At 38.9% G+C, this 26,200-nt stretch carries 30 protein-coding genes; 16 read left to right on the forward strand and 14 right to left on the reverse strand.

Features of this window, described 5'->3' with window-relative positions:
- Positions 1-208: 208 nt before the first annotated feature.
- The 3 genes from TES1_RS05340 to TES1_RS05350 are packed head-to-tail and all read right to left on the reverse strand — an operon-like array spanning position 209 to position 2,124.
- Positions 209-1,063 (reverse strand): ribose-phosphate diphosphokinase, encoded by an 855-nt coding sequence (locus TES1_RS05340; RefSeq protein ID WP_042680879.1) that lies wholly within the window; start codon positions 1,061-1,063, stop codon positions 209-211.
- A gap of 12 nt (positions 1,064-1,075) precedes the next feature.
- A complete protein-coding gene (locus TES1_RS05345) occupies positions 1,076-1,774 on the reverse strand; it encodes a DUF1614 domain-containing protein (protein ID WP_042680880.1) in 699 nt (232 codons plus the stop codon).
- The gene (locus TES1_RS05350; RefSeq protein WP_042680881.1) at positions 1,771-2,124 is read right to left on the reverse strand and encodes an ASCH domain-containing protein; all 354 of its coding nucleotides are present in this window, start codon (positions 2,122-2,124) and stop codon (positions 1,771-1,773) included. The genes TES1_RS05345 and TES1_RS05350 overlap by 4 nt, the downstream gene beginning before the upstream one ends.
- Before the next feature lie 140 nt (positions 2,125-2,264).
- Here TES1_RS05350 and TES1_RS05355 point away from each other — a divergent pair, with 140 nt between their 5' ends.
- A complete protein-coding gene (locus tag TES1_RS05355) occupies positions 2,265-2,900 on the forward strand; it encodes an MBL fold metallo-hydrolase (protein WP_042680882.1) in 636 nt (211 codons plus the stop codon).
- Between the two features lie 11 nt (positions 2,901-2,911).
- Entirely contained in the window at positions 2,912-3,577 is a 666-nt protein-coding gene (gene radB, locus TES1_RS05360; RefSeq protein ID WP_042680884.1) for a DNA repair and recombination protein RadB, read from the forward strand.
- A gap of 28 nt (positions 3,578-3,605) precedes the next feature.
- Here radB and TES1_RS05365 read toward each other — a convergent pair whose 3' ends face one another.
- Positions 3,606-5,021, reverse strand: a complete 1,416-nt coding sequence (locus TES1_RS05365) for a DUF402 domain-containing protein (protein ID WP_042680885.1) — start codon at positions 5,019-5,021, stop codon at positions 3,606-3,608.
- A complete protein-coding gene (locus tag TES1_RS05370; RefSeq protein ID WP_042680886.1) occupies positions 4,987-5,745 on the reverse strand; it encodes a hypothetical protein in 759 nt (252 codons plus the stop codon). Before TES1_RS05370 ends, TES1_RS05365 begins: the two co-directional genes overlap by 35 nt.
- A gap of 122 nt (positions 5,746-5,867) precedes the next feature.
- On the opposite strand from TES1_RS05370, the gene moaA reads away from it, so the two are divergent.
- The 3 genes from moaA (at position 5,868) to TES1_RS05385 (ending at position 7,988) form a co-directional block, all read left to right on the forward strand.
- A complete protein-coding gene (gene moaA / locus TES1_RS05375; protein ID WP_042680887.1) occupies positions 5,868-6,791 on the forward strand; it encodes a GTP 3',8-cyclase MoaA in 924 nt (307 codons plus the stop codon).
- A 157-nt stretch (positions 6,792-6,948) separates the two neighbouring features.
- Entirely contained in the window at positions 6,949-7,422 is a 474-nt protein-coding gene (locus tag TES1_RS05380) for a magnesium-dependent phosphatase-1 (protein WP_042680888.1), read from the forward strand.
- Positions 7,422-7,988 (forward strand): DUF366 family protein, encoded by a 567-nt coding sequence (locus TES1_RS05385; protein WP_042682736.1) that lies wholly within the window; start codon positions 7,422-7,424, stop codon positions 7,986-7,988. The genes TES1_RS05380 and TES1_RS05385 overlap by 1 nt, the downstream gene beginning before the upstream one ends.
- On the opposite strand, the gene TES1_RS05390 is transcribed toward TES1_RS05385, so the two are convergent.
- Positions 7,989-8,588, reverse strand: a complete 600-nt coding sequence (locus tag TES1_RS05390; protein ID WP_042680891.1) for a hypothetical protein — start codon at positions 8,586-8,588, stop codon at positions 7,989-7,991.
- A gap of 68 nt (positions 8,589-8,656) precedes the next feature.
- The gene (locus TES1_RS05395; RefSeq protein ID WP_320406868.1) at positions 8,657-9,556 is read right to left on the reverse strand and encodes a PhoI; all 900 of its coding nucleotides are present in this window, start codon (positions 9,554-9,556) and stop codon (positions 8,657-8,659) included.
- A 121-nt stretch (positions 9,557-9,677) separates the two neighbouring features.
- Between TES1_RS05395 and lysS the strand changes: the two genes are divergently transcribed.
- The 6 genes from lysS to TES1_RS05425 all read left to right on the forward strand — a co-directional run bounded on the left by lysS (position 9,678) and on the right by TES1_RS05425 (position 16,166).
- Positions 9,678-11,258 carry a lysine--tRNA ligase gene (gene lysS, locus TES1_RS05400; RefSeq protein ID WP_042680897.1) on the forward strand — a complete coding sequence of 527 codons (1,581 nt, stop codon included), beginning with the start codon at positions 9,678-9,680 and terminating at the stop codon, positions 11,256-11,258.
- Positions 11,259-11,395: 137 nt separating this feature from the next.
- Complete coding sequence (locus tag TES1_RS05405; protein ID WP_042680899.1) at positions 11,396-11,977, forward strand: indolepyruvate oxidoreductase subunit beta; 582 nt, start codon at positions 11,396-11,398, stop codon at positions 11,975-11,977.
- Between the two features lie 130 nt (positions 11,978-12,107).
- On the forward strand, positions 12,108-13,022 hold the full coding sequence (locus tag TES1_RS05410) for a phosphate signaling complex PhoU family protein (RefSeq protein ID WP_042680901.1): 915 nt from the start codon (positions 12,108-12,110) through the stop codon (positions 13,020-13,022).
- A 62-nt stretch (positions 13,023-13,084) separates the two neighbouring features.
- The gene (locus tag TES1_RS05415; protein ID WP_042680903.1) at positions 13,085-14,005 is read left to right on the forward strand and encodes an isoaspartyl peptidase/L-asparaginase family protein; all 921 of its coding nucleotides are present in this window, start codon (positions 13,085-13,087) and stop codon (positions 14,003-14,005) included.
- Positions 14,006-14,007: 2 nt separating this feature from the next.
- Positions 14,008-15,213 carry an MFS transporter gene (locus TES1_RS05420; RefSeq protein WP_042680905.1) on the forward strand — a complete coding sequence of 402 codons (1,206 nt, stop codon included), beginning with the start codon at positions 14,008-14,010 and terminating at the stop codon, positions 15,211-15,213.
- Positions 15,213-16,166, forward strand: coding sequence for a radical SAM protein (locus TES1_RS05425; RefSeq protein WP_042680907.1), 954 nt, complete (start codon positions 15,213-15,215; stop codon positions 16,164-16,166). The genes TES1_RS05420 and TES1_RS05425 overlap by 1 nt, the downstream gene beginning before the upstream one ends.
- Here TES1_RS05425 and TES1_RS05430 read toward each other — a convergent pair.
- Positions 16,152-16,676 carry a hypothetical protein gene (locus TES1_RS05430; RefSeq protein ID WP_042680909.1) on the reverse strand — a complete coding sequence of 175 codons (525 nt, stop codon included), beginning with the start codon at positions 16,674-16,676 and terminating at the stop codon, positions 16,152-16,154. The two genes, TES1_RS05425 and TES1_RS05430, sit on opposite strands and share 15 nt — an antisense overlap.
- A gap of 34 nt (positions 16,677-16,710) precedes the next feature.
- The gene (locus tag TES1_RS05435) at positions 16,711-17,640 is read right to left on the reverse strand and encodes a serine/threonine-protein kinase RIO2 (protein ID WP_042680911.1); all 930 of its coding nucleotides are present in this window, start codon (positions 17,638-17,640) and stop codon (positions 16,711-16,713) included.
- Positions 17,641-17,731: 91 nt separating this feature from the next.
- Here TES1_RS05435 and TES1_RS05440 point away from each other — a divergent pair, with 91 nt between their 5' ends.
- Positions 17,732-18,844, forward strand: coding sequence for an MFS transporter (locus TES1_RS05440; RefSeq protein ID WP_042680913.1), 1,113 nt, complete (start codon positions 17,732-17,734; stop codon positions 18,842-18,844).
- On the opposite strand, the gene TES1_RS05445 is transcribed toward TES1_RS05440, so the two are convergent.
- Positions 18,831-20,030 carry a proteasome-activating nucleotidase gene (locus tag TES1_RS05445; protein WP_042680915.1) on the reverse strand — a complete coding sequence of 400 codons (1,200 nt, stop codon included), beginning with the start codon at positions 20,028-20,030 and terminating at the stop codon, positions 18,831-18,833. The two genes, TES1_RS05440 and TES1_RS05445, sit on opposite strands and share 14 nt — an antisense overlap.
- 201 nt (positions 20,031-20,231) lie before the next feature.
- On the opposite strand from TES1_RS05445, the gene cas6 reads away from it, so the two are divergent.
- Entirely contained in the window at positions 20,232-20,981 is a 750-nt protein-coding gene (gene cas6, locus TES1_RS05450; protein ID WP_042680917.1) for a CRISPR-associated endoribonuclease Cas6, read from the forward strand.
- Here the strand turns inward: cas6 and TES1_RS05455 are convergent.
- Complete coding sequence (locus tag TES1_RS05455) at positions 20,938-21,843, reverse strand: MraY family glycosyltransferase (protein WP_042680919.1); 906 nt, start codon at positions 21,841-21,843, stop codon at positions 20,938-20,940. The two genes, cas6 and TES1_RS05455, sit on opposite strands and share 44 nt — an antisense overlap.
- A gap of 54 nt (positions 21,844-21,897) precedes the next feature.
- Between TES1_RS05455 and TES1_RS05460 the strand changes: the two genes are divergently transcribed.
- Both TES1_RS05460 and TES1_RS05465 read left to right on the forward strand, forming a co-directional pair.
- Complete coding sequence (locus TES1_RS05460; RefSeq protein ID WP_042680921.1) at positions 21,898-23,220, forward strand: HAD-IA family hydrolase; 1,323 nt, start codon at positions 21,898-21,900, stop codon at positions 23,218-23,220.
- Positions 23,220-23,591 carry a DUF2304 domain-containing protein gene (locus TES1_RS05465; protein WP_320406860.1) on the forward strand — a complete coding sequence of 124 codons (372 nt, stop codon included), beginning with the start codon at positions 23,220-23,222 and terminating at the stop codon, positions 23,589-23,591. The genes TES1_RS05460 and TES1_RS05465 overlap by 1 nt, the downstream gene beginning before the upstream one ends.
- Here the strand turns inward: TES1_RS05465 and TES1_RS05470 are convergent.
- The 3 genes from TES1_RS05470 to TES1_RS05480 are packed head-to-tail and all read right to left on the reverse strand — an operon-like array spanning position 23,588 to position 25,343.
- The gene (locus TES1_RS05470) at positions 23,588-24,133 is read right to left on the reverse strand and encodes a deoxycytidylate deaminase (protein ID WP_042680925.1); all 546 of its coding nucleotides are present in this window, start codon (positions 24,131-24,133) and stop codon (positions 23,588-23,590) included. The genes TES1_RS05465 and TES1_RS05470 overlap by 4 nt on opposite strands.
- Before the next feature lie 59 nt (positions 24,134-24,192).
- Positions 24,193-24,972: a M48 family metallopeptidase gene (locus tag TES1_RS05475; protein WP_042680927.1), complete on the reverse strand. Its 780-nt coding sequence runs from the start codon at positions 24,970-24,972 to the stop codon at positions 24,193-24,195.
- A 5-nt stretch (positions 24,973-24,977) separates the two neighbouring features.
- On the reverse strand, positions 24,978-25,343 hold the full coding sequence (locus tag TES1_RS05480) for a BlaI/MecI/CopY family transcriptional regulator (protein WP_042680929.1): 366 nt from the start codon (positions 25,341-25,343) through the stop codon (positions 24,978-24,980).
- A 157-nt stretch (positions 25,344-25,500) separates the two neighbouring features.
- On the opposite strand from TES1_RS05480, the gene pyrH reads away from it, so the two are divergent.
- Positions 25,501-26,184, forward strand: coding sequence for a UMP kinase (pyrH, locus tag TES1_RS05485; protein ID WP_042680931.1), 684 nt, complete (start codon positions 25,501-25,503; stop codon positions 26,182-26,184).
- Positions 26,185-26,200 lie beyond the last annotated feature (16 nt).

Raw genomic sequence — 26,200 nt, forward strand, 5'->3', positions numbered from 1 at the left:
GTTCATGTTGGGTGCTTTGCACCCAGTCCCCCCGACGCCGCCGTCTTGTGCCTGGGCTTGCGCCCCCTTATTCGGGGGCTCCACCCAATACTTAGCAACATCACCAATAAAAAATTTTTGCAAAACACTTATATAGTTGGAAAATCTTCAAATTTGTATCAAATAATTACATAATGTGACATAAAATTAGACAAAGAAATGTTAAAAATTAAAGCATCAATATGTCCTCAACGATGCTTATCCTTGAAACTGGGGTTGGAATAGTATTTGTTACTGCAAGCTCATCGACAGCTTTGCTAACTCTTTCAATAGCACCCTCAGCAAAGACTCCATGAGTAGCTACAACGTATATCTTTTTTGCTCCCATTTTTCTCAATATGTTCGCTGCCCTTATCATCGTTCCACCTGTGCTTATAATGTCATCAACTATTAGCACATTCTTTCCTTCAACGTCAATATTGACTGGAGTCATCTGGACTTCAGTTGGGGAAATTCTCTTTTTCTCAAAGTGACTAAACTCTACTCCTAAAATTTTGGCAACGGCTCTCGCTCTTTCTAGAGCTCCTTTGTCTGGTGCTAGGACTATGCCCTCTCTAAGTTTGTCTTTGAAATAGCTAGCAATTGCCCTTGCTGGACTCAGATTAACTGCCTTTTTGGGGAAAAATTCCAGTGTCTTGGGATTGTGCAGGTCAAAAACATAAAGCTCATCATAGTAAATGCTTATCGCTTTCATAATAGCTCTAACGCTTATTGGCTCTCCATCCTTTGTAACTCTGTCTTGTCTTGAGTATGCAAGATAAGGGACAACTGCAATTAGCTTTTTGAATCCTTTTTCTCTAAGTGCATCTCCCAATAAAAGAAGCTCAATTAAATGTTCGTCTTGGGGAGAATATGTTGATTGTACGATAATAGCTTCCTCTCCTTCTCCAAACACTCTGACGTATTTTTCACCATCTGGAAACTTTTTAATCTCTACCTCAAGGAGATCTTTCTTGTAATTTTGACTTTTTTCTTCAATCTCATTTTTCAAGTGCTGAGCACCACTTCCAAGGACAATTTTCATGATATCACCTCCCTAAACCAATAATACCGCAATTATACCAGCGAGAAAAATGCCATCAAATGTGCCTGCGCCACCGATACTTACCATTGGAGCTCCAAGTTCCTTAATTTTACTCCAGTTAAGTAAATCCGCCCCAATTAAAACACCCATGGTTCCACTTGCATATGCCACTGCTGGCTTGTTAGGGCCTCCAATTAAGAGAGCCAGGGAAGCGGCTATGAGGGGAGGAATAAATGTTGGGATTGCAATTCCTAGTCCTTTAACTGGTTTTGAAAAGATGTTGCTGAGTATTGCAGATATCAATATTGCTATGAGTATCCTAGCAATTAACTCTGTATCTCCAATAAGTGCAAACCTGACGAACTCATAGGTAACTATGCTCAAGGGAACTAGTGCTCCACCAACGTTTATAGCAATTATCATCTTTTGTTCTCCCCAATCGATATATGGAACAGGGTATCTAATTCCAAAAAAACTCACTTCCCTTACCTTTAGTATTGGTGCATATGTCCTTGTTTCTGCTATGGGGATATTTATGAAGCTTCCAATTAAGGAAGCCCAAAAGAGAGTATACGCAACGGGCAGAGGAAGACCAAGCTTTTGAAATGCCAGTGTTATAGTTCCCGCAAAGAGCAAAAATAAGATGGGTATTAACAGCAGAAAAAGTATGAGGAATGGCAAGCTTAGTGGGAGAAAGAAAAATTTTCTCATTTCTTAAACCCCCTTATGTTGACCCATATTTGAGCACCATTTGCCATAATGACTTCCTTGGGCTCTTCAAATTTTTGAGGATTTGATAACACCCATGCGTAAAGTTTCTTTCCCTTTGCATATTTTTTCAAAAATTCATAGTCTGCCAGATGCTTATCTTTATGATTTGCAAGTTCTTCTGGTGTAAAAGGTCCAAGAACATCAACAATTTCAACTTTTCCAATTGCTTTCTTTTTAGTTATTATGAAAATCTCTCCTCTGATTTTTGTATTGCTTTTCCTAATTTCCCAGACTTTCTTACCTTCCACTATCCATGAAGCAAAGGGTTCTTTCACTATTAGGCCCTTCATTTTCCTCATTACTTTGTAGTTTGGATGTCATTTATAAATTCAACTATTTACTATGAATCGTTCTGAGGTTTTAGTGAAATAAAGCAAATGGAAAGGTTTAAGTTTAAGGACACAAAACTCTTATTTTGGAGGCAGAGCCAATGAAGATTGTGTGGTATGGGCACGCATGTTTTCTCATTGAAACTAATGGAGTGAGAATTTTAATTGACCCTTACCCGGATGTTGATGATGACAAAATTGGCGAGATAGATTATATCCTAGTTACTCATGAACACAGTGACCATTATGGCAAAACACCCCTTCTGGCAAGACTTAGAAAAGCAAAGGTAATTGGACCCAAAACAGTGTATCTAATGGCAATCAGCGATGGATTAACAGATGTCCAAACTATTGAAGAAGATCAAGAGATCGAGCTTAAAAATGGTGTTAAAGTCAAAGCAGTCTATGCTGAGCATCCATCAAGCCAGTATCCCCTTAGCTACATAATATTTGGCGAGAGGAGTGTCTGGCATACTGGTGACACATATTATACACCATCGTTTAAACAATTGAGAGGAATGGTGGATATTCTGCTAGTTCCAATAAGTGGTCGCTCTACGGCAAATGAGAGAGAAGCAGCTGATATAATCGAGGCTGTTAGACCAAAGATCGTTATACCAATGCATTATGGAGTTTATGGATATGGAAGTGTTGAAAAACTTCAGACAGAACTTAGAAGAAGGAGAGTCTGGACATTAATAAAGCCTCTTAAAGTTGGAGAAGTGTTCTATGTTTAACTGGTGATTCTATGGACAAACTCACAACCGGAAGCAGGAGTCTGGATGAACTTCTTGGTGGGGGGATTGAGAGAGGAATTTTAACTCAGGTGTATGGAGCATTTGCTACAGGAAAGACAACTCTTGCAATGCAGATAGGCCTCCTCAATAGGGGAAAAGTTGCTTACATTGATACAGAAGGTGGTTTTTCTCCGGAGAGACTTAAACTTATGGCAGAAACAAGAGGACTAAATGCTGATGAAACTCTCCAGAAGTTTATAATTTTTGAGCCACAAGACTTTAAAGAACAGAAGAGGATTATATCAAAGCTCAAAACAATAGTTAACGAGCGTTTTTCCCTTGTTGTTGTTGACTCAATAACGTCCCATTACAGAGTGGAGAAGAACAAACAGAGCTTGAATGTTGAGCTGGGAAAGCAGCTTCAAGTACTTCTCTGGCTTGCGAGAAAGTATAATTTGGCTGTGATAGTTGTCAACCAGGTTTATTTTGATTCAAATTCGAATTCTCTCAAACCAATTGCTGAGCATACTTTGGGTTATAAGTGTAAGGATATCTTGCGATTAGAAAAGCTGAGCAGACCTGGAATCAGAATAGCAGTACTGGAGAGGCACCGCTTTAGGCCAGAAGGGGGGATAGTTTACTTCAAAATTACCGACAAAGGGATTGAGGACATTTGATTATTGAGAAAAAGAGAAAAGTGAGGATTTAAATCTTTTCAAAAACTTCCTGTGTAATTCTGAGAGTCGCCTTATAGAGCTTCTCACTTATTATGCCATCTTCATAATGCCTCTTAAGGTCATCCTTATCGATTATTTCCTTCTTTCCATCTGGCCACTTAACGATGTCAACCTCAAGATCTATGTACCTTGCCTTATCTGGATAAATTTCAATCGGTGTGTTTATGTTATAATATTCTCCTTTCAAGTTGCCGTCCTTGTCATAGTAGCTGTGCTTGTACCACCATTTGCCTTCCTCGATTTCAGTTATGGCGTAGTCCCCATACTCAATTGGTATCTCTAAGCCATCATATATTTTCCCAGGCTTAAGATTTCGTTTAATTTTTATTTTAAGAGGATTAACAGATACTTCAAGAATTTCTCCAGGCCCAATTCTCACTTTTTGGCCGTCAGGCTTGATGTGTTCTAGTGTGAATAACCATCCAATTTTTGGCCCTTTATTGCTTATCAACGCCTCAATAAATCCTTCTCTTACTTTTATTCTCTGAGAAGGCATTTTAGCCAAAATACCCTCTGCAATTTCTACTGCAAAGCTGAATTCTGGATCATAAGCTTTAAACTGGTGATGTCCATCTATTGTTGGTAAGACTTCATTTCTAATGTTGTCGAGTTTTTTCCTTGTACCTCCCCCGAATTCGACCTCATAAATGTCTCTTCCTTCGATTATTTTTGCAGGTGCAGAAGATTTGTCAGCATCTTTAAGCTTATCCGCAAGCTTTGAAAGTTTAACAAGTTCATCTCTTAGGGTGTTCCAATCTTTGTATGCAGCAGCAGTCCTCCAAAGAATTCCCCACTCTCCTAGATCAATACTTAGTCCTAAAATCCTGAGCCTCTCTCTTTCTTCCGGATATCTAATTTTTCTTGAAATCTTCACGTGTCTCTGAGCACCAATAGGTTTGGGAATTAACACGGCATAATCTCCAGGAATTGTTAGTAAGGTGCTTAAGTGGGGCAATACGTTGTGTTTTTTAACCTGAACAAGAACTTCATCTCCTTCTGCAGCATCTGGCAACTCTTCAATTAGCACTGTTCCAATTGCACTTCCGATATCAACATAGATATATTGCTCATCTCTCTTAATTACTATTCCCTTGTAAATTCCATAAAGCTGATATGGCATTTTTCTAAAAAAGACATCAATAAATTCCTCTTCAAAGACTTTCTTGATTTCTTCAACCTTAGTTCCAACCAAGATAACACCTTGATTGTCCTTTTTGTCATATATATCAACATCAAATTCACTATAAGTCTTTTCAAGGTTCAATCTTTCCGCTATTTTCTGGCTGGGCTGACTAATTTTAAATCCTCTGTCAAGCAAAAGTTTAGTCAGTGCAGTGCTGTATATCCCTCTAATCCTCACCGAAACCCCTGAGTTTGTAGACACTTTCACCACCCCTTTTCTTTTTTTCCACAATACCGATGAGAGTTAGACCTTCTAATATTTGAGCCACATGGACTCTATCAATCCCAGTATTTTGCTCTACATTTCTCGATTCAACCCAAAGCAATCCCTTGGAATGCCACTCTCTCAAGGATTCCTCAACTTTATGAACCCATGATGGATGAGAGTAAATATGAAACACGAAAGTTGTTAAAGTATTTAATTTCTCTTCAAGATCTTCAATTTTTTTAAGCCTCTCAATTATACTCGTTGGGGACTTTTTCTCTTTTTCGCTTATGAAGATTAAACTATCAATCTCAGCACTTAACTTTTGTAATGTTTGAGTCACTGAGTAATCATAAATTCTATGAAATTGAAACAATCTCTGAAGGGCAGCTTTTGTTTTGAGCTTTTCGCTGAAACTTCCTTTTGAATGACCTAACAAGGTTATTATCTCTTCAATTCTAAATCTCATCTGATGCTCATTTTTCTGAAGTTCTCTCCCTGTTTTTTCAAGATTTCCTCCAACTGAAGCAAGCACTTTATAAATCTGTGATGCAGTTTCAAATTTTTCATCACTTAACTCATGGAGCTTGAGAATGACTTCACTAATACCCTTAAAATAGTCTTGATTTGCATACTCGTAGAGCTTTAAGAACAGCCTCTCGAAGTCTTTATGGAGCATCTCTGCTTTTGAAATTAGCTCTTCCAATTTTTCCACATTCACATTTATTCCCTCCTATAACTCTATACCCATATCCCATACTTTTACTTTTCGTTGTCAAATAGAAGTGTTTACCCATAAGGTTTTTTTAAGTGAGTAAATTAAATCAGGGTGAGGGTGAAATCATGGCGTTAGTCGATAGATATGGGAGGCCTGTAACTAACCTCAGGATTTCTATAACTAAGGATTGTAACTTAAATTGTTTTTACTGCCACAGAGAAGGACAGATGAAAGGAAAGAGAGAAATGACACCAGAAGAGATTGAAAGAATAGTTAAAATTGCTTCTCGCCTTGGTATAAAAAAGGTTAAACTTACAGGAGGAGAACCTACAATAAGGAGTGATATCATTGAAATCATAAAAAGGATCAGGCCTTATGTAGTTGATCTGTCTTTGACTACAAATGGAACTGTCATGTATAGATTGGCTGAGGAACTAAAAGAGGCGGGACTTGACAGAGTGAATATAAGTCTTGATACGTTAGATAGAGATAAATACAAAAAGATAACTGGCTTTGATGTTCTCCCATGGGTCTTGAAGGGTATTGAAAAATCTGTTAAACTTTTCAAGCTCGTAAAACTCAACATGGTTGTTATGAAAGATTTAAATCACATGGAAATATGGGATATGATCAACTATGCAGCCAGAATTGGAGCCGTTCTTCAACTTATTGAAATTGAGGTCCCAAGAGAACTCATGGATTCTTGGTTCTTTAAAAGGTACTTCTACCCGTTAAAACCGCTTGAAGAGGAATTTGCCAAAAAAGCCGTAAAAATTAAGGAAAGAAGGCTTCATAGAAGAAAAAAATACTTCATTCCAACTGAAAATGGGGTAGCTGAAGTGGAGGTAGTTCGTTCAATGCATAATACAGTATTCTGCGCGAATTGTACGAGAATAAGATTAACAGCTGATGGACATCTAAAAACATGCCTTCTCAGAAAAGATGATCTAATTGACATACTAACCCCAATCAGAGAAGGAGCCAGTGACGAAGAGCTAGTGGAAATATTTAAGAAAGCTATGATGATGAGGAAACCCTATTGGATATAATCCCGATTATTTGGATGTATATGAAATTATTTAAGCTAAGATATTATCTTCCCTAGCTCTTCGAGACGGATTTACCCTTTGAGTTATGATTATTAGAAGTAGAATAAACTTGATGATAATTTTTATAATCCTTCTCCGTATTTTATTTGGTGGTCAAATGAAGCTGTTGGTTTTAGATTTGGATGGCACTTTATGGGATCATGAGGATGCTTCTCAGCTTGTACCACCTTTTGAAGTTCATGAGGACACCGTGATTGATGCCTATGGCAATGAGCTTTCACTGTTCCCAGGCGTTAGAGAATTCCTAAACTGGGCAAAGGATAAGTCCATCCTAAGCATCGCAAGCTGGAATATAGAAGAACTTGTCAGACCAATTCTTGAAGCTCTTGGTCTCTGGGATTATTTTACATTCCCCAAAATTGAGAACCACCCAGACAAGGCAGGCATGATTTCAAGAACAGTTGAACAGCTTAAGAGCATAGGGTATGAAGTTGATGAAATAATTTATATTGATGACAGAACACTCCACCTTGGAAACATAAAAAGGGAAATCCCAAACATTAAGTTTATTCAAATGTGGGTTGATGTAAAAAGTTTTGAAGAGCTGAAAAAAGTTTTGGAGGGTCTATGATGGAACTTCTGGTTGTTAAAGACAAAAGAATTGATTACGATGGCTCGGCGATAAGAAGCCACTGGGCTTATAGAAATTTTGGGATTCTTGGAAACTCCATAGTTGTTTTTAGAGGTAAGTGTGATGTGAAAGTCGAAGAGATGATTGACATTGAAGACGTGAGAGCTCAAAAAGAAATCAAAAGCGATGATATGGTCCATTACATAATCGAGGTTTTTGACTTTCCCAATGTCCTACTTGCATCAGCATTGCAAAAGCTGTTCATAGCAAAAATCTGCGAACTCCTGTCTGAATATGGTGTGAAAATCAAACGAAAAGGAGACGACATATACATTAAAGACAAAAAGCTCAGCATCTCAATAGCAACTGTTTCTCCGGTTAGCATTAAAATCCACATAGGTATAAACGTTGAAGCTAAAGGAATACCCAAAGATGTCAATGCTATTGGCTTAAAGGAAATTGGAATTGATGACATCGAAGCATTTATGGAAAAAAGCGGGAAGGCTTTACAAGATGAGTTCAATAAGATAAAAAAAGACAGCTTAAAGGTTAGATGGACCGAGTAATTACAAAATCCCCTTTATTAAAACTCCAACAAGAGGAACTGCTAAGTTATCATCAAGAAATCTTTGATACTCTGCCAATGTAAGTATCCCAGCCCAAATAATCTTTGATACAATCGAAGATTGTGGGAAAATAATTGCCACTATTATAACCGCAGAAATTAAGTAGCCTACGCTACCAATCCAATGCTTTCTGAGCCTAACATTGAATCCCTTTGCCTTAAAGTAGAAAAACCTCAGTATTCCAGTGACACCGTCACTTATTGCCATCACAAGAAGGATTACAACGGCGTATTCCTTCTCAATAAACCAAACAACAGCTGCCGCTGAAAATGCAAAGAAAACTTCTCCATAGTTATTTCTTATTTGGTACCAAGAAAGCTCATCTCTTTTTATATGGGTGAGCAGTTGAAAAGCTCCAAATAAAAATGCAGCTACTGCAAAGATTTCTCGAGCAATCAACCCAGCATTATAAAACAACACAGCTGGAACAATGCTAAAATGAATTATCTTCCTGTTTATCCATGCATATTCTTCTCCGAGATACCTAGTTATCCATATTGCAAAGAGAATAAATGCCGCCGCAATCCCAGCATAGAGCATGATTTCACCAAATGAAAAATTGAAAATGGGACTAATATATTTTTCGTCTGATGCCTAACATTGGGTAGCTAAAAGCCGAAAGCATTCTTGGTATTTAGAAGAGCCCAATAGAAGTCATTGGAATGAACTATAACAAAGTGCTCCTTCTCCTTACTAAGCTCTCCTCTTGACTTTCCTTCCAGCTCTCCATAAAGCCCGGCAATCTTAATTTTTGGATATGTTGTTGAAAGCCTAAGTGTTATCCTCTCTGCCTTTCCTTCTCTCCATACTATGCCAACCTTTAAGCCAGCTTTTGTTTCCTTTCTCTTTTTCAAGCCTAGCTTAAGATATGGCAAAACTTCATTGTTTACTCTATTTTGCTCTGCCTTTTCGTTTAGGTACTCTTTAACCAGTTCAAATGACTCTAAGCTCAGATTGTAGCCAAAAACGGGGATGCCAAGATTTTTGGCTTTCCTTCCTTTATAGGAATAAACCTCAATCTCTTTTCCATTGCTTTTTGATGCAAAATACATACCTTTCGGTCTTTCATTAACGAATCCTTCGAGTTTTTCGCTTATATTCTCAAAAATGTTGGTGGACAACGAAAAGCTAGCCCAAGTACTCCAGATTCTCGGAGGCACTCTCACAAAACCTAAATCCTCAAGATGGTAAGTTTCAACTTTAAATTCCAATTTCAAGAACCCTTTCTCATTTATTAGCACTCTCAAAAGTGCTTTTTCTGGACTAATCTCAGCAAAATTACCGTTCTCTTTAATTTTCCTACTCTTCAACAGCTTATCTTTTCTGAGTTTTCTAGCAGTTTTAAAGGCTACTACAACTGGTATTGGAGTTGCAATGCCTTTTTCTTTATCATAGGGCACTTTGAATCCTGCTTTTAGAAGTTCTTCTTGGATTTCCAAAGATGCTGGAAAGAACACTTGAAAACTTTCAAGTTCATAGCTTCCCAATTCCTCCCAACTCATTTTCATCAACACTTTTAGTTTTAAATTTACTTTTTATATTCGTTATATATAAACAACTTTATAAAGTTTTCGGAGAAAGAGCCAAAGCTTAAAAAGTATCCCTCATATTTACCAGCAGGTGGTGAGAATGGTTCATTGGGCAGATTATATGGCTGAAAAGATAATACGAGAGAGAGGGAACAAAGAGGAGTACGTCGTTGAAAGTGGCATAACTCCGAGTGGATACGTCCATATCGGCAATTTTAGAGAACTTTTTACCGCTTACATTGTCGGTCATGCACTAAAAGATAAAGGGAAAAAGGTTAGGCACATTCACATGTGGGATGATTACGATAGATTCAGAAAAGTTCCAAAAAATATTCCAAGCGAATGGAAAGAATACTTGACAATGCCGGTCAGTGAAGTTCCCGATCCTTGGGGATGTCATAATAGCTATGCAGAGCATTTCATGGAGCTCTTTGAAAGTGAAGTTGAAAAACTCGGTATAGAAGTTGATTTCCTGAGAGCAAGCAAGCTTTACAAGAGTGGAGAATACGCCAACGATATAAGAAAAGCTCTTGAGAATAGGGACAAAATAGTCGCAATTCTTAACAAATTCCGTGACATGGCGAAACAGCCCCATTTAGAAGAAAACTGGCAACCAGTTCAGATTTACTGTCCAAAGTGCAGAAAAGAGGCGGATTTTATCCAATGGGATGGTGAATGGAAAATAAAATACAAGTGCCCACATTGTGGAAGTGAAGGAGATACAGACATAAGAGAAGGAAATGTAAAGCTGAGGTGGCGTGTGGATTGGCCCATGAGATGGGCACATTTTGAAGTTGACTTCGAGCCTGCAGGAAAAGATCACCTAGCAGCTGGTTCGAGCTTTGATACTGGAAGGGAAATCATAAAAGCAGTTTACGGCAAAGAGCCTCCACTAACACTCATGTATGAGTTTGTTGGAATAAAAGGGCAAAAAGGCAAAATGAGCGGCTCAAAGGGCAACGTTATCTTACTTAGTGATCTCTATGAAGTTCTTGAGCCCGGAGTGATAAGATTCCTATATGCCAGACACAGGCCAAATAAGGAGATTAAGATTGACCTCGGCTTGGGTTTGCTGAACCTCTATGATGAGTTCGACAAAGTCGAGCGCATATACTTTGGTCTCGAAAAGGCAAAAAATGAGGAAGAAGAAATTGAGCTCAAGAGAACGTATGAACTCTCAATGCCAAAGATCCCAGAACGATTAGTTGCCCAAGCACCATTTAGATTCCTTGTTGTACTAGTGCAGATGCCTCATTTGGATGAGGGTAGAATTATTGAAATCCTCAAAAAGCAAGGTCACGTCCCCCAGAATCTTACCGAAGAGGATACTGAAAGGATTAAACTTAGGATTACGCTTGCAAAGAATTGGGTAAGCAAATACGCTCCAGATACCGTGAAATTCTCAATCCTCCAGGAGGTTCCAAAAATCGAGGTAAGTGAAGAAATTAAAGAAGCTCTCAGAGAGGTTGCTGAGTGGTTGGAGAGTAGGAAAGAGTTTAGTGTTGATGAGCTTAACAATATAATTTTTGATGCTGCAAAGAAGAGAGACATTCCAAGCAAACAGTGGTTCAAAGTTCTCTATCAGCTATTCATAGGTAAAGACAGAGGGCCAAGATTAGCAAGCTTCTTGGCTTCTCTTGACAAAGAATTCATAATTAGAAGACTTAAGCTTGAAGCCTAAAATTTCTTGTGTCCTTTTCTGTTTTCGATTATATTTTGCTCAAAAAAGAAAAAGCCTCAAAATTTTCAGAAGATCATGCATTTACTCCTGCACTAGCTTTTTAACATTTTATTTTCAAATCTCTATGGTGATAACGAATGGAGTTTAATCTCATCATTACTGGCGTTGGAGGCCAAGGAGGACTAACTCTTTCAAGGATAATTGGAAGTGCCGCAATGCATGAGGGTTACAAGGTCAGGATAGGGGAAACACTTGGCATGAGTCAGCGATATGGTAGTGTTCTCTCATATCTGCGCTTTGGTGAAGACGTTTATTCTCCACTTATTGAAGAGGGTGAAGCCAATTTAATGCTCGCTTTAGAGCCAGCAGAAGCTTTAAGAAATGCACGCTTCTTAAGCAAAAAGAGCTATGCTATTGTCAATGCATATCTGATACACACAGCAACTACACTTGTAGGAAAAGAGAGATATCCAGATTTAGATGAGATAAAAGAAGCGCTCTCAAAGATTTGTCCTACTGATATGTTCAATTTCCAAGAGGTAGCAGATAAGATAAATCCAAGAACTCTTGGGGTTATTATGCTTGGCTACGCATATGGGAAGGGCCTTATACCCCTCAAGAAAGAAAGCTTAAAAGAAGGAATAAAAGAGACACTCAAAGAAAAACTTTGGGAAATCAATTTCAGGGCCCTTGAGAGGGGTATAAAACTAGCTCGTTAATTTACTTTTCTCACAATCTTTATATATACCACTTAATCTATATAGACACTGACTGTTAATAATCTGGATATTATGAGATATTGTGAAGATATCTATTAAAACTGTCAAGATGGTTCCTAAGGTGATTGAGATGGAGTTCAGAAAAATTCAATTTACTGGCAGGAGCTCCTACATAATCTCCTTACCAAAAAAATGGATTAAAGAAAACAATCTGAAGCAGGGGGATGTTGTGCCGTTAATTGTTAATCCCGATGGTTCGATAACGATATTCCCTAAGGAACCTAAGGAAATTAGTGAAAAGAAAGAACTAACAATCTCAGAGGAATACTCGCCGGATATGGCTGTCAGACTAATTATTTCAGCATATGTCCAGGGTTATGATGTTCTCGAAGTCAAATTTACAAAAGAGTTGCCCCACTACAAAGTCAAAATTAGAAAGGTTATTCAAAGCCTACCAGGAGTAGAGATAATCCTCGATGAACCTACAAGAATAGTTGGTAAAAGCTTGCTTGCCGATGAGGAAATAAACCTTAGAGAAATACTAGAGAGAATAAATTCAATAATAGTCTCCATGTTTGAGGACTTATACTTCATGAAGAAATCACAGACAAAAGAATTAATCAGAGACATAAATGACCTAGAAAACGAGCTTGATAGATTTTATTTCCTCACAATTAGGGCTGTCAATAAGATACTTTCTAAGAGAAGTTTAATTGAAGAAAGTGGAATTGTCAAAAGAAGCTTTGATTTAATTGGGATTTTGTTTATGGTCCGCAACATTGAAAGAATTGGGGATCATATCATCAGGATTGCCGAGAACTTTGATTATGACATTGAAGTTGAATACGTAAAAGAAATGTACATCGAAATGCTAAGTCAGATAACCAAGAAAGATCTAAAGAAAATAGATTCCCTCATGCTTGCCCTAAAGGAAAAAATCAAACAAATTGACTACAAAAAGTCTATCGCAATGGATAGCTATCGCAGAATTCTTGAATATCTTGAAAATATAGGTGAGACAATAATTAATATGGCACTAAGCTGATTATTTTCTCGCTTCCACAACTTTTTTAACATTCTCAAATTCATTAAATAGCGGTGGTTTTGATGGTTGCGATTATCGTTCATGGGGGAGCTGGGACTATCAAAAAAGAGGAAAAAATTCCAAAGGTCATTAAAGGAGTGAAAGAGGCAGTTCTAGCAGGTTGGAAAGAACTTAAGAACGGTTCAGCGCTAGATGCCGTTGAAGAGGCTATTAAAGCTCTAGAGGATAATCCTGTCTTTAATGCTGGTACTGGGAGTGTGCTAACCTTAGATGGCAAAGTCGAAATGGATGCTGCTATTATGATGGGTAAAACCCTTGAGGCTGGAGCAGTTGCTAGCATATGGGGAGTTAAAAATCCAATAAGTGTCGCAAGGAAAGTTATGGAAAAGACCGACCACGTTCTTTTGGTTGGTGAAGGAGCCCTCAAATTTGCCCGCATAATGGGTTTTGAAGAATATGACCCAACAACTGAGGAGAGAATGAGACAATGGAAAGAACTTAGAGAAAAACTCCTAAAAGAGGGTACAATCCCATATTGGAAGAGAATCAGTGAGTTAATCAAAGAATATCCTGAAGTTCTAAGGAGCACAGTTGGAGCCGTTGCTTTTGATGGAGAGGAAATTGTAGCTGGAACTTCAACGGGAGGAGTTTTCTTAAAAATATTCGGCAGGGTAGGTGATACTCCAATAATCGGTGCTGGAACTTATGCTAATGAATTCGCTGGGGCGTCTTGTACTGGGCTTGGAGAAGTTGCCATAAAGCTGTCTTTGGCAAAGACTGCAGTTGATTTTGTCAGACTTGGGTTAAGCGCACAAAAGGCAAGTGAAGCAGCGATTGAACTAGCAACCAAGCACTTTGGAAGAGACACCATGGGAATAATCATGATTGACCGAGAGGGAAACGTTGGATTTGCAAAGAACACAAAGCATATGAGCGTTGCATATCTGAAGGATGGAATGAATGAGCCATTTGCAGGGATATGATTATGACATTCAAGAAGTTTTCAAAAGACATCTGGCTACTCCACTTTTCAACGTTTTTCTTTTTCCTTGGCATTGCGTTAGTTTTTCCTTTAATCTCTCCTCTAGCAATTCTTTTAGGTGCAACTCCACTCATAGTCGGTTCAATAGCGTCAATATCCTCAATAGTTGCTCTTTTTTTAAAGCCTTTTGGAGGATTTCTCGGAGACAAAGGTTGGAAGTTTCAAGTTATGATGCTAGGTAGCATTTTAGGTGCTGTTGCTGGAGTCTTTTATGTACTATCTGTCTCACTTGGAAATTTAACACTGTTTGCAGTTGGAAGAGGTATTCACGGTTTTGGTATGGCATTATTTTTCCCATCTTCACTTGCAACGGCAATCGAGCTGGCTCCAAAAGGCAGGGTTGGAGAAACCCTCGGCTGGCGTGGAATGATGTTCTCTTTGAGCAATCTAATTGGTCCCGCAGTTGGTGGTTTTGTTGCTGACTATTTTGGCTTCCAATCAGCTTTCATCTTTACAATATTGCTATCTCTGATTGCAGCGGGTTTTGTATCGACGGCATACAGGACTAACCAAAAGAAGAATAAGCAAAAAAAGACAGAAACTTCCGAAAATGTTTCCTATCGTTTACTCCTAAATCCATTCTTTATTGCAGCAAGTCTATCTTTACTTTTGCTCTCGCTTGCATATAGTGGAATGTTCACATTTCTTCCAGCATTGTATAAAGTTATAGGTTTAGGAACAAGCGCCTTTGGAATTTATGCAAGCATAATGGGAGGTTTTAGCCTTCTTACGAGAGTCTTCGGAGGGAGAGAGGCCGATAGAAGAGGTCCAATCCCAGTTGCAACTTTTGGATTTTTACTGTTATTATTGGCCTATGCCTTGTTAGCATTAAATCCAACCCCACCTAAAGCATATCTAAGCGCAATTCCTCTAGGAATGGGTTTTGGTTTTGCCATCCCTTCCCTTCAAATGATGGCATTGGCAAAATTGCCTCAGAAGATTAGGACATTCGGCTCAAGTATTTACACAATGTTCTTTGACCTTGGCTATCTATCTGGTCCCCTTATATTTGGCTACATCGCTCAATTGAAAGATAGTTATTGGGTTGTTTTCCCAATCCTTCCAGCTGTGATTTTAATAGCCGTGATTATTCTTCAGCTCCCAAGGTTTTTTAAAGGAAAAAAGCCAAAGCAAAAAAGGTGTAGCTGATGCTCATTAGAGTCTCATATGGGACAGCCATTGCAATGGGATTGATAAAAGCAAAAATGCTCGCAAGACCAACAACAGCATACTTAATGATTTACCATAATGGAAGGTGCATAAATAACTGCGCTTTCTGCCCCCAAGCAAGAGAGAGTAAAGCGGATTTAAGAAAACTCTCAAGGATAACATGGCCAGCTTTTGACCTTAAGACCGTTCTTGAAAAGTTAAAGGATGGGAAATTTGCGAGGATATGCTTACAAACTATTGATTATGAAGGTTTAGAGGAAGATGTGCTGACACTTCTTGGTGCCTTTTATCATCTAAATCTACCAATCTCTATTTCTATAACTCCCGTTGATAGAAACTATCTTGAAAAGTTCAAGGAACTGGGCGTTGATTATGTTGGCGTTGGATTGGATGTCGCTAGTGAGAGACTCTATAAAGAGATAAAGGAATCATTGTACTCATGGAATGACATGTGGGAATTTGCCGATGAGATAATTGATGTATTTGGTAAAGGAAAGGCTTTCATTCATCTGATAATTGGGTTAGGGGAGACAGATAAAGAAGCAATTGAGACAATTCAGAGGGCATATGACATTGGGGCTGAAGTTTCCATCTTTGCTTTCACCCCAATAAAAGGAACGAGGCTTGAAGATCACAAACCACCAGAGCTTATTAGATACAGGAAAATTCAAATTGCAAGATATCTAATTCAGAAAAGGATAAAAAGAGCTGAGGATTTCAAATTTAATACGAACGGGGATCTAGTTGATTTTAGAATGAGCAAAGACGAGTTTACTCAACTTCTCAGTGAGGAAGCATTTATGACCCACGGCTGTCCAGGATGTAACAGACCATACTACAACGAGAAGCCAAGTAAAGAGCCCTACAACTTTCCAATTGTTCCAGGAAGGGGATATTTGGAAGAAGTGACATCAAAATTACTCCCGGATTAACATAGTCAGGATTTCCTTAATCTCTGGGGTGCTGATATCATCTAAATATTTTTCAATTTCTCTGTTCCCTTCGGCAATTGAAATTAGGGCCTTTACAAATGAGCACAGCTCTGGATTGCCCTCAATAAGTTTGCATGTTAGAGCCATATTTTCTTTAAAACTATCAAGCAGTCCACGCTGCTTGAGAACAAAAAGAACATCTCTCAGTCTCTTTGCACCCAAGATATATAAATCCCAGCTTGGAGCATAGTACAAAGCCCGCAAAGCACACTTCACACAGCCCCTGTAGTTTTCTTCCTCATAGAAAACCTCAGCCAGCTTGAAGCATGCTTCAAAGTAAATTTCAGGAAATTCATCTCTCGAGAGTTCCATTATCTCATCAAGCTTTTTCTTTGCTATTTCAAGCTCTCCCCTATTTTCGGCTTCTAAAGCCTCTCTAAAAAGCTCAGCTATCTTACGCCTCTTCTCCCACACTTCAAACTTCTTCAGAAATCTTGGCTTCTCTCCCATCTCACTTCGCCACTCATTGGTACTCGCTTAATCCTTAATTATCTTTCCCTTCTCGACTTTCTAACCAAGCCTCATAAAACTCCTTCCAAACCTCATTAAAGTCCTTTTTTACCCTCCATCTTCTATGAAATGCATTTAACAAAACGGATATATCCCTCTTTAGATATTCAAGGCTCTCAGGATATGCGGTTGGCAGATACTGAGGCCAGTCAATGATCAAGATATCATCATTTTCCGTCAGAACTATGTTGAACTCGCTCATATCAGAATGAACAATCCCAAAACGTACAATCTTAAGGTATTCTTTTAAAACCTTGTTGAGGATTTCCTCAGCCTCATCTCTCGTTAAGTCATCATCCCTAAGCTCGCTCAGCTCAACTCCTTCAATAAACTCCATCACTATTGCATGTCTGTTCCATGCTATAGGCTTTGGAACTTTCGCTATAGGAGAAAGCAGCTGCAGTGCCTCATATTCTCTCTCAGCAACTAAACGGGAAATGTAAAGCCAGCTTATGTGGTGTTTGTCAATGAAATCCCTTCTATATAGCTTAATTCTGGTAAAGCTTGTCCTACCAATGCGGTTGAACTTAACCGCAACTTTCTCTCCTTGAGGAGTTATTCCAACATAAACGTCAGCCTCTTTCCCAACACCAATCTGGGTCTGACTTATCGCCTCAATCACACCCTTCTTTGCAAAAGCTCTAATTGCCAGAACATCATACCCGTGAATCGTGAGCTGATATCCAATGTACCCGATATCACTCCTTCTCCTTACAAGCATCCAGTTGTCAAGCCTTCCTAAACGGTATGATGCAGTTTCAACATCAGTCCTAGCAAATTTTGCAATATCCTCCAATGGAACCCACTGATGATAGCGCATATTCAGCTCTACTCCTCTCAATATTCGGAAATCTATGTCTTTGAGATTGTGATAAACTTCAAGCGCCACTAGTTTGCTGACCATCTTTACCCCAGTAAGGAGTTGTGGAGGATTATTTTTAACTCTTGCCTTATCTCAGATAAACTTTTAAACGCTTAACTCTTTATCTAAAAGCATGCGGAAGAAACTTTTACTGCTCCTCTCCCTCGGCTGGATATTCAACTATGCTCACAGAATGGCTATTCCACCCCTCATTCCTATAATCAAGGCGGAGCTTGGAATTAACAACGCCCAAGCAGGGCTTTTAATGACTTCCCTCCTCTTGCCTTATGCTTTAATCCAAGTCCCCGCTGGATATTTAGGAGATAGGTTTGGAAGAAAAAAGCTTGTTGTAGTCAGCATTCTTGGTTATTCCTTTGCAAGTGCGTTCATAATTTTTGCAAAAGATTATTGGGAATTGTTAACCATAAGAGCCCTTTACGGCATTTTTGCAGGCCTTTATTATGCTCCAGCAACAGCTCTAATCAGTGACATTTATAAGGAGAAAAAAGGCTCAGCACTCGGTGTTTTTATGGTTGGCCCACCAATAGGAAGTGGAATCGCACCTTTAATTGTTGTCCCTATTGCATTAACTCTAGAGTGGAGATATTCATTTTTGATTCTCTCCATTATGAGTGCAATAATAGGCATTGCGTTACTGATTTCAATAAAAGGTGAAGTCCACGAAATCAAACATGCAAGGCTTAAGATTCCAAAGCACGTAATTGGGCTGAGCATTATGAATTTTATTGGCTTAGCTGCATTTTTTGGCATGCTGACTTTTCTTCCGGACTTCTTTGTAAATAAAGGAAGAAGCTTGGGAGAAGCTTCATTATATTTTTCCATTCTTTCAATAGTTGGAATTATAGGCTCTTTGACAGGTGGAGTAATTTACGACAAACTCAAAAAGAAGAGCTTACTTTTATCACTCAGCTTCAATACTGTTCTCTCATTTTTACTAGCAAAAACAGCTTTGCCATTAATAGTTCCAATTCTTGGTTTGTTCTTTTATTCAGTTGGACCAATAGTTACAGCCTATACCGCAGAACAAGCAACAGATGAAAACAAAGGTGCAGTGATGGGATTTGTCAATATGATGGGATTCTTTGGAGCCACTCTTGGCCCCTATCTTTTGGGAATTCTGATTGATAACCTAAGCTATGAAAAAGCCTTTTACTCAATCCCCTTGATGTATTTAATCGCATTGAGTATAATTGGAATAGAAAAGAGAAACGTCATCCGTACATAACTTCGTGCATAGCTATTTGTTGAGCTAACCTTTGCTCTGAGCCTATGACCTTCTCAACAGCCTTTATGAAGTCTTCGTGAATTACGTACTCTCTTCTCTCTCTAATGGCGAACATTCCAGCCTCAGTTGCTATTGCCTTCAGGTCAGCACCACTTGCACCTTCTGTCATCTCCGCTATTGCTCTTAGATCAACGCCTTTAAGGTTCATCTTTCTTGTGTGGACCTTAAGTATTTCCAGTCTTCCTTCAAAGTTGGGCAATGGAACTTCAATGAGTCTGTCAAATCTACCCGGTCTGAGTAATGCTGGATCTAAAATATCCGGCCTGTTGGTTGCTGCTATAACCTTAACATTGCCTCTTGGATCAAACCCATCAAGTTCTGCTAAAAGCTGCATGAGAGTTCTGTTGACTTCCCTTTCTCCACCGGTTGTTTCTTCCAATCTTTTAGCACCAATCGCATCAATCTCGTCAATGAAGATTATTGTTGGAGCTTTTTCTTTTGCTAATTCAAAGAGCTCATGGACTAACCTTGCACCCTCTCCAATATACTTTCTCACAAGCTCACTACCAACAACCCTAATGAACGTTGCGTTAACTTCACGAGCCAATGCTTTAGCCATCAATGTTTTCCCACATCCCGGTGGACCATAGAGCAACACTCCCTTTGGAGGTTCTATTCCAACCTTCTCAAAAAGCTCCGGGTGTTTAAGAGGAAGTTCTACTGCTTCTCTAAGCTCCTGAAGCTGCTTTTTCAAACCACCAATGTCGTTATAGGTAACGTTTGGTTTTTCAATTACTTCAAATCCAAGAACTGATGGATCCTTTGGTGATGGCAATATTTCAACAACCGCCATAGTTCTCTGATCAAGTGCTACTCTACTCCCGGGTTTGAGTTTTTCTTTTTCAATCCATGGTGCTATTCTGACCACAAACCTTGGGCCGTTATAGTTCTGAACTATCGCTCTGTCATCATCAAGGAGTTCGAGAAGGGTTCCAGCAAATGCTGGAGGTTGCCTTAACCTCGACATTTCCATCCTTAAACGTGAGAGCTCCCTCTCCAGTCTCTCCTTATCGGCCTCAAGTGTTCTCACTTGGAGTTCAAGCTGTCTTATACGTCTCTTTAGATAGATGATGTAATCATCATATTCATCATGAGATTTAATTTCTACATCATTAATGTCACTCATAATTTAATCCCCCCATAATTAACTTTGCGAGAAGAACTTTTAACTCTATCTAAACTTGTTCTCATTAGACTCTCCTAACTCCCACTTTCCCCATTTCTTTATAAAGTTTTGGTATATCCCCTTGTGCATACTAATCCCACTCGAAATTCTTATTAACAATGAATGCGTATATTGTAATGCTTAATCAGGAGGGTGGGTTTAATGAGAATAGAAATCAAGCTCAAACCTAGAGATGAGGGGACAATTCTCCCGTTTAATTATAACTATGATGTTTATAATCAGATCATCCAGAAAGTTGCCCTTACCTCACCAGAACTTGCTAGACTCTTAGAAACCACACATAAAGATTACTTTACATTCTCGAGAATTATGGTCAGAAAAAGAGAGTTAATCCCAGATAAGGGCATTAAAATTCTCTCTGATGAAGTTTGTCTCTACATTTCCTCTTCAGTTATTGATGTAATAAAATCCATAGTTGAGGGATTTATTGAAAATCCTATACTTCAGATTGAAAATTCTATCTTCGTTATGGATGGGGTTAAAGTTCTCAGGGAACCAAAAATAAAGGACGGCACCTTATTTTCAACTCTTAGCCCAATAATGGTCAGAACAGTAAAGCTTGATGGAAATAAGATGAAAATCTGGGATTTATATCCAAATGAGGAAGCATTTCACGATAAGCTGAGAAAGATAATGCTGATGCGTTTTTCTGAAATAGAAGAAAGAATGCCGGAGGAAAAGGAATTCAAAATAGAAGTTATAAAATACAAACCCGTAAGAATCAAAGTTAAAGATACCTATTTCCGCGGTTCTCTTATGGTTTTCAGGTACTATGGCTCAAGGGAGATAGCAAAATTCGGTTATGAAAATGGATTTGGAGAAAAAACAAAATATGGATTTGGCATGGTCAAAGTAATTGATGAAGAAGAAGTACAACGAAACCAAGAGTAATCTCAATTGCCCAAACAATTGCAACAAGTTCGTACTCTTTTACTCTCTTTATCCTCATTATCAACCCCAAAAAACTCAGATATGGTGGCGCTTTCAATGTTCCATCTTCTAGAACTTCCGTTTTTCCTAATGGACGTCCTTTAAACCTTATTTTTGTTTTAAGCAAGAAATCAAGTGCATGAGGAACAAGAAGAATTGCAGCAAAAAGCTCTACTTTCCCAAGTATCCCTACCAATCCTATCAAAGCCCCCAAGCTTAAAGTCCCAGTGTCTCCTGGAAAAACCCTTGCAGGATACTTATTCCACCATAAAAATCCAAGAGCAACCGCAAAGCTCACAAAGGCTAATATCTGGGCATCACCTGAAGTTATTAAGCCCAAAAAGAGCAGAGCTATCGCTGAAGTTCCAACTTCAAGTCCATTGAAGCCCGCAAGCATGTTAACCAAGTTTGCAGAACCAGTTACAAATAAGACAGCGAATAGGTAGTACAGTATTTTCAAATTAACTGTGAGAATTAGTAAATCAATCTCCTTATTTACATCCAAACTCAAAAGGGGCAAAGAAACTAACAGAGACAGCAAAACTTTATGTGACTGCTTGAGATTTGTTAGATCATCAAGAATCCCAACCAATCCAAAGAGTAGAAATACTAACAGAGCTTTTGAGAGATTACCATTCAAAGCAGGTATCAGAGCCAATGGTAGAGATACTAGAATGGCAATTCCTCCCATCTCAGCAACTTCTGGTTTGTGTAGCTTGTGTATGTCCCTTCCCACTATCCCCGCTTTCTTCATAAGACTTGCTACGTAGGGAGTTAAGATCAATGAGAGGGATAACCCTATAAATATCAGTACCCAAATCATCTTCAACCCCAAAGAAGTGAGAGGAAAGACAAAATAAATCCTTCGGTGATTTCAATGGACATAAAGTTGGCAATCTTTGACTTGGACGGAACACTCATAGGCGCCCCCACATCCTTTGCAGAGATTAAAGAAAAGCTGAAGGAAGAACTCCTCGAGATTGGAATTCCCAAGGAAATCATAGGTGATCTAACGCCTATGTATGAGAGCCTATTCAGAATTGCTGAGGAAACTGGAAGAGACGTCAATGAGTTAAAAAAGTTGCTCGAAGATTTAGAAGTCCAAAGAGTCGACGAAAGCTTTCTATTTGAGGGCACAAAAGAAGTTTTGGAGTTCTTAAAGAGCCAAGGAATAAAATTAGCAATTATGACCAGAAATTGCAGGAGAGCTACTCTTAAAGCTTTAGAAATGCACGAAATAAAAGACTACTTCGAGTTAATTCTCACACGAGATGATGTCTCTTGGAGAGAAGTTAAGCCCAATGAAATGCATATTAAAAGAATCCTTGAACATTTCAAAGTTCCCCCCACAAAAGCCGTCGTTATTGGCGATCATGGATATGACATCATCCCAGCAAAAAAGGTTGGAGCTTTAAGCATTCTAATAACGGAGCATGAAAGCGGAAGAATGAGCTTCTCTGTTGAAGAAAAAGCTGACTTTGAAGTTCCAACCATGAAAGAACTTTTATTTCTCTTTCACAGAATTTTAAATGCCTATGTTGTTGTTCCAGCATACAATGAAGAGCTTACTATCGGGAAGGTTCTCGATGACCTCCTGATGTACTTCAGACCGAAGCATATAATTGTAGTTAATGATGGGAGCAGGGACAAAACAGAAGAAATAGCAAAAAGCAAAGGCGTCAGAGTTCTAACACACCTCGTCAACAGAGGACTTGGAGGGGCACTTGGAACAGGGATAACATTTGCTCTCAAAAAAGGAGCAGAGCTTATAATAACTTTTGACGCCGATGGACAACATTTAGTTGGGGATGCGCTTAGAGTGATGAAGCCCGTAGCTGAAGGAAAAGCTGATTTAGCTATCGGTTCGAGACTTAAAGGAGATGTAAGCCAGATGCCCATTATAAAGCGCTTTGGAAACTTTGTTCTTGATACCATAACAGCAGTTTTTGCTGGTAAATATGTTAGCGATTCTCAAAGTGGTCTAAGATGCTTTAATAAAGAGTGTGCATCTAAGATTAAAATAACATGCGACAGATATGCAGTTTCAAGTGAAATAATAATCGAAGCTAGCAAAAAGGGGTGTAGGATTGTTGAAGTTCCAATCAAGGCAGTTTATACCGAATACGCTATGAAAAAAGGGACAAATGTGTTTGAAGGTATTAAAATTGCCCTAAACTTGCTCTTTGATAAATTGAGGTGATGATGATGTTAGTAGTTCAATATATAGCACTTGTGGGCATAATCAGTCTCATGCTCTATGTTCTGAGCGAATATGGCAAGAAAGAATTCGACTGGAGAGACTTGCTATTTTGGGAATCTCTACTTGTGGCAATGCTAATAATTTCTCTTAAGCCAGTAGAGATTTCACTTGAGATAAAAAGAATCCTTGGACTTGGTAGGGGTATAGATTCCCTCTTTGTAGTAGCCATTGGGATAAGCTACTTAATGATATTCAGAGTTTATCTTGCAGTCGATAAAGCAGAAAGAGAAATAACAGAGCTTACAAGGAAGCTTGCAATAGAATTGGAAGAAATTAACGAGAAATTGGAGGAAATTAAGAAAAAAGACTAATCTTTCCCACAAAACTCATTTGCAAATAGCTCCTCTAGGAATGCTTTAACCCTATCTTTAGAAAGTTTAAACTGCCTAATTTTTATTATACCCTTTTCTTGAGCCTCCTTAAGCAGAATTTCCGTTGCTTCATTAGGGTACATTTCCTCGTAGACAATTTCTTTTATTCCTGCATTTACTAGGAGCTTGAAGCAAGTATCGCAAGGAAAATGAGTAACATAAAGTGTTGCTCCTTCAAGGCTTATCCCCTTTCTTGCCGCCATCGCTATAACGTTCTGTTCGGCATGAACTGCTCTGTGGCAATGTCCATCAACAATTAGACAGCCAACATCAATGCAGTGATCCATACCTCTCGGAGCTCCATTATAGCCTGTTGCAAGGATGTATCCATCTTTAACAGCAACTGCTCCAACCCTCAGCCTTGGGCAGGTGGCTCTAAGTGAAACAAGCTTTGCTATCAGCATGAAATATTCATCCTTAGTAGGGCGAATGTCCTTTATTTTCTCCGCTTTTTCTCTATCAAGGATAATCTCAACCGCCACAATCTCACCCATGAAAGAATTGGGGGTTATTCTTAAAGAATTTTTGGAAACTAACGTTATCACTTGAGAGTATCCCTAAACGCCCTCCCTTCAATCTCTACAATAATCTTCCATATCCTCTCATCGTAACTTGGATGGGTAGCCATAAAACTCTTTTTTTGCTTCCTTTCAATATTTGGCTCAATTCCAGGCAAAGCTGACGCCCTAACATTCATTCTCAGATCCTCATAGTATTTAAGCTCCTCGAGTGCTTCTTTAAGAGCAAAAGGCCTGTCCAATAGATAGAGTGCAGTTTCGTCAGCCTTGAATTCTCTTTCCTTGAAGAATTTAACCCTCTCGAGCTCATAGAGGATATACAGCCCAAAAGACAAAATCACCGATACTGCCGTATGAACAAATACAGCAATCACAATACTAAGAAAGAGCATTAAATATCTGACATATGCCACCAAGGGAAAAAGTATTGTGTCCCCATTCTTAATGTGGCCAATTTCATGAGCAGCAACACCTAAAATCTGATCTTCATCAAGAACTTCAAACAGACCTAATGAAAGGACTATGGAATTCCCAAATGAATAAGCATTGGGAATGTAATCATCGAGAATATAAACATAAGGCATACCTATTCCAGCCTTATTTGCCATCCTTGCAATGCCATCATAAAGCCAAGGCATTTCGTCCCACTGTAACTTTGAGTAATCTTTTGTAATGGAGTGTCTTGTTATCCAAATATAGGTTAAAAACAAGAACGAAACAGCACCAAATATAGTAACTAATCCAAATTTACCTAAATATAATAATGTAATGAGGAGCTGGGCTAATACAATAAACCTCAGCATCTAGATCACTTCTTTATTTTCGAAAGGTATGCAAATGTCGCCTCTTTGAAATTGCTCATTAATGCATTTAATATTGTCTCAACAACCCTCTTTTCGAATTCCTCTCTGGTTGTTGTTATACTATAAACGTATCTCATGCCTCCCCTTCCTGTTTCAACGCTTCTCTTTAAAAGCCCTCGCTCACAAAGACGATTCATCAGTATACTAACTGTTGAACGCCTCATCTCCGGGTGCTTCTTCTTCATGTGCTCATAAACCTCTCCAGCCGTGGCTACCTTTACTTTCCACATATACTCCATAATTTCTGCCTCTAGCGGTGGTAAAACAGCCTTAAGGCCCTCCTCATTAAGCTTAAATTCATGAGGTTCCATTATCCATCACTCTCCCATAAGTGATTTATTTGATAAACATAAATAAGCTTTATGCTTATATAGGTAAGCTAGGAGATTTTGTCATTCTGACAATTTGACAAGTTTAACGCTAAGAAAAAGTTATAAAGCATACAAGATTAACTTCGTGAGGGTCATCATGAGGATAGTCTTTGATATCGGGGGTTCTGTTCTCGTTCCTGATAAGCCTGATATTGATTTTATCAAAAAGATTGCTTACCAGCTCGTCAAGATAAGTGAAGATCACGAAGTCGCTGTCGTCGTTGGAGGTGGAAAGGTTTCAAGAGAATACATTAAAGCGGCAAAAACATTTACACCAAACGAGACGTTCAAGGACTACATAGGTATCCATATTACGAGGGCAAATGCAATGCTCCTCATAGCAGCTCTTGGGGAGAAGGCTTACCCATTCGTTGTTCAGGACTTCAGAAAAGCCTGGGAGGTCATACAGCTCAAAAAGATACCGATCATGGGTGGAACCCACCCAGGTCATACAACAGATGCCGTTGCCGCTCTTTTGGCTGAATATCTGCAGGCAGACCTTTTAGTTGTAATCACAAATGTTGACGGCGTTTACGACAGCGATCCAAGGGAGAATCCAAATGCCAAAAAGCTCAGGAAGATTACAACCGCTCAGCTCGTTGAAATTGCCATGCAGGGAGAAAGCAAAGCTGGAGGGAGCAGCGTAGTTGATGCTCTCGCTGCTAAGTTCATCCAAAGAGGAAAAATTAGGACTTATGTTGTTGGCAAAAACGATGCGATAAACCTCTTTGATGTCATCAGAGGAAAGCACAACGGAACGATTGTTGAGCCTGAAGACTGAATTTCCGTTTTTTGCT

This window comes from Thermococcus paralvinellae, from assembly GCF_000517445.1.
Classification (GTDB): Archaea; Methanobacteriota_B; Thermococci; order Thermococcales; family Thermococcaceae; genus Thermococcus_B; species Thermococcus_B paralvinellae.